This is a genomic window from Sandarakinorhabdus oryzae (assembly GCF_009733735.1).
Lineage (GTDB): Bacteria > Pseudomonadota > Alphaproteobacteria > Sphingomonadales > Sphingomonadaceae > Sandarakinorhabdus > Sandarakinorhabdus oryzae.
The window spans coordinates 1-3,520 of the sequence record NZ_WNJP01000237.1 but is presented as its reverse complement, the minus strand read 5'-3'; the positions used below and the strand labels follow the sequence as shown (position 1 = coordinate 3,520).

At 66.7% G+C, this 3,520-nt stretch carries 4 protein-coding genes; all 4 read left to right on the top strand.

The features are described 5' to 3' along the window. Nucleotides 1-472: HlyD family secretion protein (locus GJ693_RS14820; RefSeq protein ID WP_156257032.1), on the top strand; the 472-nt coding region annotated here is incomplete at its 5' end. An 11-nt stretch (nucleotides 473-483) separates the two neighbouring features. Next, a complete protein-coding gene (locus GJ693_RS14815) occupies nucleotides 484-2,061 on the top strand; it encodes a DHA2 family efflux MFS transporter permease subunit (RefSeq protein ID WP_235902963.1) in 1,578 nt (525 codons plus the stop codon). 121 nt (nucleotides 2,062-2,182) lie between these two features. Continuing rightward, nucleotides 2,183-2,548, top strand: coding sequence for a BlaI/MecI/CopY family transcriptional regulator (locus GJ693_RS14810; RefSeq protein ID WP_156257031.1), 366 nt, complete (start codon nucleotides 2,183-2,185; stop codon nucleotides 2,546-2,548). Then, a partial coding sequence (locus GJ693_RS14805) for a M56 family metallopeptidase (RefSeq protein ID WP_235902961.1) occupies nucleotides 2,545-3,520 on the top strand: 976 nt, incomplete at its 3' end. The genes GJ693_RS14810 and GJ693_RS14805, both read left to right, overlap by 4 nt.

Below are 3,520 nucleotides of genomic sequence, written 5' to 3'. Positions count from 1 at the left end.
CGTGCTGCCGGCGTTGGCCGCCGCCCGCGCCCAGCGTCGCGCTGCCGAGCTGAACCTGGCCCGCACGGTGGTGCGGGCGCCGATTGCCGGGCGCATCACCCAGGGTGACCGGTTGCAGCCGGGGCAGGAGATCGTCTCCGGCCTGCCGGTGGTGACCATCGTCGACAACGAGCATTCCTATGTCGAAGCCAATTTCAAGGAAACCGATCTGGCCAATATGGCGCCCGGCCAGCCAACACGCATCAGCTTCGATGCCTATCCCGACGTGGTGCTGAACGGCCATGTCGCCTCCATCGGCGCCGGCACCGGCAGCGAGTTTTCGGTGCTGCCGGCGCAGAATGCCACCGGCAACTGGGTGAAGGTGACGCAGCGCGTGCCGGTGCGCATCAGCATCGATCAGGCCAGCCCCCGCCCGCTGATCGCCGGCATTTCCAGTCACGTCACCGTCTACACCGACGGCAAGCGGCGCTGAGGCGCACGAGCGTGGCCAGCGCCGCCATCGGGGGAGCGCGGCGGGCCAGTATTGGCCGGCCGCCCCTGGCCGTGCCCGACGTGGCGTCAATGCCGGTGCGCAACCTGTGGCTGACGGTGTTCGGGATCATGATGGCCTCGCTGCTGCAGATTCTCGATTCGACCATCGCCAACGTCGCCATTCCGCACATGCAGGCCGCCCTGGGCGCGACATCGGATGAAGTGAGCTGGGTGCTGACCAGCTATATCGTCGCCAGCGCCGTGGCGATCCCGGCCACGGGGTGGATTTCGGACCGGGTCGGTTCGCGGCGGCTGTTCATCCTCTCCACCGCCGGCTTCGTGCTGTCGTCGATGCTGTGCGGCATGGCGCAGAACATCACCCAGATGGTGCTGTTCCGTGTGCTGCAGGGCATCACCGGCGCCTTCATCCAGCCGCTCAGCCAGGCGGCGATGTTGGATATCAACCCGCCGTCGCGGCAGGCGCAGATGATGTCGATCTGGGGCATGGGGTTGATGGTGGGGCCCATTTTGGGCCCGATCCTGGGCGGCTGGTTGACCGAGAATCTCAATTGGCGCTGGGTGTTCTATGTCAACGTGCCGCTGGGCGTGATCGCGCTTGCGATCCTGGTGGCCGAACTGCCCTCCCGGCCGATCCGGCAGCGCCGCTTCGATCTGTTCGGCTTTGGCGTCATCGCGCTGGGCATCACCGCGCTGCAGCTGATGTTTGATCGCGGCAACCATGTCTATTGGTTCGAATCGATCGAGATCTGGATATACGCGCTGACCATCGCCTGCATGCTGTGGATCGGCGGCGTGCATTTCCTCACCGGCCGGCAACAGAAATTGTTTGATGGCGCGCTGTTCGGCAGCCGGTCGTTCGTGGCGGCCTTCTTCTTCATGGCGGTGATCGGGATGGTGATGTACGCCTCGATGGCGCTGATGCCATCGATGCTGCAGCGATTGTTCGGCTATTCCGTTATCGGCACCGGCTGGGCGATGATGCCGCGCGGGGTCGGCACGCTGATTTCGATGTTCATCGCTGGCCAGTGCATGCGGCGCGGCTATGATCCGCGCGCCATCGTGATGGTCGGTTTCCTGCTGGTCGGGGTCTCCTTCTGGGAAATGTCGACCTGGTCGCTGGCCGTGGACCAGTTGCGCATCGTTGTCAGCGGGCTGGTGCAGGGGCTGGGGCTGGGCCTCCTGTTCATGCCGCTCAACAACAGCGCCTTTGCCAGCCTGCCGCAAAGCCTGCGCACCGATGGCTCCAGCCTGTTGAACCTGTCGCGCTCGATGGGGGCCTCGATGGGCATTGCCATTACCACTGGCCTGTTGGGCCGCAACTGGCAGGCCAGCCACGCCGATCTGGGCAGCCATATCACCGCCTCGGTCACGTCGGTGATCGATTTCTCCACGCTCGACCGCTTCCAGCAGCTGGGCACGGCGGCGATGAGCATGGTCGATGCCCAGGTCAACCGGCAGGCGGCGATGATCGCCTATATCGACAATTATTATCTGATGATGTGGGTCAGCCTGCTGGTGGTGCCGCTGGTGATGGTGATCCGCCGGCCACCGCCGCCGCCCGGGCGCTAAACGTTCATCAGCCAGAAAGCCAGCGCAGCGCATCACTGTGCCACCCCAGCATAACAGTGGTTGACGACTACATCTGTAGTTGATACATCGACGACAGATGTAAACGACTCGGGTGCAGGCCATGGCTGAACGGATCAGCGAAGCCGAATTCCAGGTGATGGAGGTGTTGTGGCGCGACAGCCCGCTCACCGCCCAGGAAGTCGCCGCCCGGCTCGACTCCAGCGGCTGGAGCCTGACCACGGTCAAGACCCTGCTCTCCCGGCTTGCCGCCAAGGGCGCGCTGGCCACGGCCGAAGATGGCCGCCGCTATCTCTATTCCCCCGCGGTCGATCGCGCCGCCATTGCCGCGGGCGAATCGCGCCGGCTGGTCGATCGCCTGTTCGGCGGCCGCCCGGCACCGCTGGTCGCCCACCTCGCTGAACGCGGCGAGCTTTCCCCTGCCGATATTGCCGAGCTGGAAGCCCTGATCAGGGAGCTGAAACAATGAGCGATCTGCTGAACGCGCGCTGGTTGGTGGAGGCGCTGATCGGCGCCACGCTGCTGATGCTGCTGGTGCTCGCCGTGCGCAAGCCGGTGGCTCGCCTGTGGGGCGCCCACATGGCCTATGCGCTGTGGGCGCTGCCGGCGCTGCGCATGCTGCTGCCGGCAATCCCGGGCTGGCAGCCGCTCTATGTGCCGGTCGCCCAGGCCAAGCCGGAGGGGGACATGGCGCTGGCGCTGATGACGCCGGCCGATGCCGCGCTCTACACCCAGCCGCTGCCGGCCGCGACCGTCGAGATGGGTCCGCAGGTCAGCTTCGTGCCGGATTGGCCGACGGTGCTGCTGGCGGCCTGGGCCATCGGCGCCGTGGCCTTCCTGGCTATCCAGTGGGCACGGCACCTGCGCTTTGTCGGCACCGCCGTGCGCGAAGGTGAATTGCTGACGCGGCAGGGCGGGGTGGATGTGATCGTGTCCAGCCATGTGCCTGGCCCGATGGCGGCCGGCATCATCCGCCGCCGTATTCTGCTGCCGGCCGATTTCCTCGCCCGCTACTCGCCGGCCGAACGCCGCCTGGCGCTGCTGCACGAAGGCGCCCACCACGACCGCTTCGACCTGGCTGCCAATCTGGCCGGCCTGATGGTGCTGGCCGCGCACTGGTGGAACCCGATCGCCCATGCCGCCTGGCGCGCCTTCCGTGCCGATCAGGAACTCGCCTGCGATGCCAGCGTGCTGGCCGGCAGCGATGGTGACACCCGTGCCACCTATGGCCGGGCCGTGTTGAAGTCCGCCTGCGTGGCCACGCCGGTTGCCGCCTGCGCCATGAACCACAAGAGCCAGTTGAAGGAACGTTTTGCCATGATGAAGGACAGGAAGCTGGGCCGGTTCGGCCGCACCCTGGGGCTGTTGGCCGTCACCGGCCTCGCCGCCGGCGGCCTGATCGCCACCGCGTCGGGTGCGCAGCCCGCCCCGCCCACGCCAC